This window comes from Micromonospora sp. A200 (assembly GCF_029893845.1).
GTDB classification, from domain to species: domain Bacteria; phylum Actinomycetota; class Actinomycetes; order Mycobacteriales; family Micromonosporaceae; genus Micromonospora; species Micromonospora purpureochromogenes.
Genome location: NZ_JARXXY010000083.1, coordinates 1 through 3,558, shown reverse-complemented (window position 1 = coordinate 3,558; position 3,558 = coordinate 1). Strand labels below are relative to the sequence as shown.

The 3,558-nt window shown below is 75.3% G+C and carries 5 protein-coding genes; 3 read left to right on the top strand and 2 right to left on the bottom strand.

Annotated elements, in window-relative coordinates; translation table 11 throughout:
- Positions 1-119: 119 nt before the first annotated feature.
- Both M2302_RS32975 and M2302_RS32970 read left to right on the top strand, forming a co-directional pair.
- Positions 120-917, top strand: coding sequence for an exodeoxyribonuclease III (locus tag M2302_RS32975; protein ID WP_280841701.1), 798 nt, complete (start codon positions 120-122; stop codon positions 915-917).
- Positions 918-1,014: 97 nt separating this feature from the next.
- A complete protein-coding gene (locus tag M2302_RS32970) occupies positions 1,015-1,335 on the top strand; it encodes an antibiotic biosynthesis monooxygenase (RefSeq protein WP_280841700.1) in 321 nt (106 codons plus the stop codon).
- Between the two features lie 12 nt (positions 1,336-1,347).
- Here M2302_RS32970 and M2302_RS32965 read toward each other — a convergent pair whose 3' ends face one another.
- Together M2302_RS32965 and M2302_RS32960 are read right to left on the bottom strand one after the other, a co-directional pair.
- The gene (locus M2302_RS32965; RefSeq protein ID WP_280841703.1) at positions 1,348-2,043 is read right to left on the bottom strand and encodes a class F sortase; all 696 of its coding nucleotides are present in this window, start codon (positions 2,041-2,043) and stop codon (positions 1,348-1,350) included.
- Positions 2,040-2,627, bottom strand: coding sequence for a hypothetical protein (locus M2302_RS32960; RefSeq protein ID WP_280841699.1), 588 nt, complete (start codon positions 2,625-2,627; stop codon positions 2,040-2,042). Before M2302_RS32960 ends, M2302_RS32965 begins: the two co-directional genes overlap by 4 nt.
- A 216-nt stretch (positions 2,628-2,843) precedes the next feature.
- On the opposite strand from M2302_RS32960, the gene trmB reads away from it, so the two are divergent.
- Complete coding sequence (gene trmB, locus M2302_RS32955; protein ID WP_280841702.1) at positions 2,844-3,473, top strand: tRNA (guanosine(46)-N7)-methyltransferase TrmB; 630 nt, start codon at positions 2,844-2,846, stop codon at positions 3,471-3,473.
- The last annotated feature ends 85 nt before the right edge of the window (positions 3,474-3,558 follow it).

Sequence of the window (3,558 nt, the reverse complement as noted above, 5' to 3'; positions counted from 1 at the left end):
GCCCCCCCCGCGCCGCCCCCCCCCCGGCGGCCCGCGCCCCCCCCCCCGCCCCCCCCGGGGGGGCCCCCCCCCGCCCCCCCCCCCCCCCCCCCCGGGGTCGGATACGGCAGGCTGAAGGCATGCGTCTGGCGACCTGGAACGTGAACTCGGTGAAGGCCCGCCTGCCCCGGCTGCTCGAATGGCTGGCCACGACCGGCCCGGACGTGGTCTGCCTGCAGGAGACCAAGTGCCCCGACGGTTCCTTCCCCAGCGCCGAGGTGGGCGCGCTGGGCTACGAGGTGGCCAGCCACAGCGACGGCCGGTGGAACGGGGTGGCGATCCTGTCCCGGGTCGGGCTGGCCGACGTGGCGGTCGGATTCCCCGGCGAGCCCGGGTTCCCCGAACCGGAGGCGCGGGCCATCTCGGCCAACTGCGACGGGGTCCGGGTCTGGTCGGTGTACGTCCCGAACGGCCGCTCCCCCGACGACCCGCACTACGCGTACAAGCTGGCCTGGTTCGCCGCGCTGCGGGACGCGCTGGAGCCGGAGCTGGCCGGCGGGGCGCCGGTGGCGGTCTGCGGCGACTTCAACGTCGCCCCCACCGACGCCGACGTCTGGGACCCGGCGCTCTTCGTCACCTCCACCCACGTCACGCCGGCCGAGCGGGCCGCCCTGGCGGCGCTGCGCGACCTCGGGCTGGTCGACGTGGTGCCGACCCCGATGAAGGGCCCGCACCCCTTCACGTACTGGGACTACCGGGCCGGGATGTTCCATCAGAACAAGGGCATGCGGATCGACCTCGTCTACGCCTCCGCGCCGTTCGCCCGGGCGGTCCGCTCCGCGTACGTCGACCGGGAGGCCCGCAAGGGCAAGGGCCCCTCCGACCACGCCCCGATCGTGGTCGACGCCGAGCTGGTGCCGGCCGTCGAGTCGTTCTGAGCCCTGCTTCGACGCGGGTGGTCCGGCGGCCCTGGCCGGCGTCGGGGAGCGGGCGGGACGTCCACCCGGCTGATCGGCCGCTGGTTAGGGTGGAGCCATGGCAGTCGTGAAGATCAACGCGATCGACGTCCCGTCCGGCGCCGGCGAGGAGCTGGAGAAGCGGTTCGCCGCCCGGGCCGGCGCGGTGGAGAACTCCCCCGGCTTCCTCGGCTTCGAGCTGCTGCGCCCGGTCGCCGGGGAGAGCCGCTACTTCGTCTACACCCGGTGGGAGAGCGAGGAGGCGTACCAGGCGTGGGCGGCCGGCCCGGGCCGGGCCGCGCACGCCGGCGGTGAGGGCGGCGAGCAGCGGCGGCCGGTCTCCTCCGGCGCCACGCTGCTGGAGTTCGAGGTCGTCCAGCAGGTCACCGGCAAGGGCTGAGCGCCCGGCCGGTCAGGGCTGCCGGGTCTCGGCCAGCGACGCGAAGGCGATGACGTTGTCCTCGTAGCCGGTCCGGCCACCGACCCAGGCGCCGCCGCAGGTGATCAGCCGCAGCGCCGGCGGCCCGTCGTCGCCGTAGACCCGGTCGGCCGGCAGCTGGGACTTGTCGAAGTGCTCGACCGAGTCGACGGTGAACACCGCGACCTTGCGATCCTCGCGGGTCACCTCGATCCGGTCGCCGGGCTTGAGCTTGCGCAGCTCGTAGAAGACGGCCGGGCCGCTCTTGGAGTCGACGTGCCCGACGATGATGGCGCGACCCGGCTCCCCCGGGGTCGGGCCGCGGTCGTACCAGCCGGTCTCGTGGTGCCGGTTCAGCGGCGGCACGTCGATCGACCCGTCCTTCGCCTTTCCCACCGGGGCCACCGGGGCGGTCACCTGAATGGCCGGCACCGCCAGGCTCACCGGCCGGCTGGCCGGCAACCCGCCGCCGCGCCCTGCGTCGGGCCGCTCCTGCGCGTCCGCCGGGCGTTGCTGGCCGGCCGCCCAGTCCAGCGGCCCGACGGTACGCCCGAGACCCGCGCCGGTCGCGAAGACGCCGAGCAGCACCAGGCCCGCCGCGAGCGGCACCGACCAGGGGCTGCGTGCCGAGGTACGGTCGCCGCGGGCGGCCGGTGTGGAGGCGGGTTGCGAGGCCATCGCGCCGCTCAGCCCCGTGCGGCGCCACGGGGGCGGCGGGCCGCGATGATGCCGACGGTCGCGCCGGCGATGGTCAGGGCCAGGCCACCGGGTACGAGCAGGCCGGTGAGGTTGCCGCCGGCGGAGCCGCCGAAGCCGGTGTGCGGGCCGGGGCTGGGCTTCATCGACTTGACCACCTGGAGCATCGTCGAGGCGGTCGCGCCGTCGCGGCACTCCAGCTTGACCCGGTAGTTGCCCGGCCGGGTCCGCTCCCGGACCTCGGCCGAGGCGGTCAGCTCACCACGCTGGGAGTGCACCTGCACCCGGCCGAACGCGTCGGAGACGACCGTCGCCGGGATGGAGTTGTCCCGGCAGCTGGCCCGGATGCCGACCAGGAAGCCGGGCTGCACCGGGGTCGGGCGCACCTCGACGAAGACCACGTTGGGGGTCGGCTGCGGCTCGCCGGCCTGCAGCGGCCAGACCTCAGCCGGCTCGCTGGGGGCCGGGGCTGCCGCCGCGGGTGGCGGGGCGGCGAGCGCCGCGCCCGCCCCGAGCAGAGCTGGGCCGAGGGCACCGAACGTGATGGCCAACGCGGTGCGCTGGAGCGTGATCGACATCCTGCCCCCTTCCGGCCGCCTCGGGCAGCGCCGGGACAGCGAGCGCCGGCCTGCCGTACGGGATGAATCGTCTCACCCCCGGGCGTACATCACATCCGATACGACGGAACCGTCGCGTACGCTCGGGTCGCTGTGACCTCCACCGACCAGAACCCCGCCGTCCCGGCGGCCCCGCCGGCCGCCCGGATCCTGACCTTCCACCCCCGCCGCGGCCGGATGAGCGGCCGCCGGACGGACGCGCTGGAACGGCTCTGGCCGGAGTACGGCGTCGACATCGCCGAGCTCGACGGCCCCTTCGACCCGGCCGCGCTCTTCGGCCGGGGCGCCCCCGTGGTGCTGGAGATCGGCTCCGGCATGGGCGAGGCCACGGCGACGATGGCCGTCGCCGACCCGGACCGGGACTACCTGGCCGTCGAGGTGCACACGCCCGGCCTCGGCAACCTGCTGGAACTGGTGGAACGGCACGGGCTGACCAACGTCCGGGTGGCCAAGGGCGACGCGCTGGACCTGGTCCGGGCCATGCCGACCGACGCTCTGGACGCGGTGCACGTCTTCTTCCCCGACCCCTGGCCGAAGGCCCGGCACCACAAGCGGCGGATCATCCAGCCGGAGCACGTGGCGTTGCTCCGCTCCCGCCTGCGGCCGGGTGGCACCCTGCACTGCGCCACCGACTGGGCCGAGTACGCCGAGTCGATGCGGGAGACCCTGACCGCCGACCCCGGCCTGGCGGACCCGCACAACGGCTTCGCCCCCCGCCCCGCACACCGCCCGGTCACCAAGTTCGAACGCCGCGCCCTGACCGCCGGCCGCCCCGTCTTCGACCTCATCCACCCCCGCCACCCCTAATGGGAGGTGTCGGGTCGGCTGGGAGGCAGACTCGACGTCCGGTAGCCGCGGGCGAGTGAGCACTCCCACCCCTTGGACCGGTGAG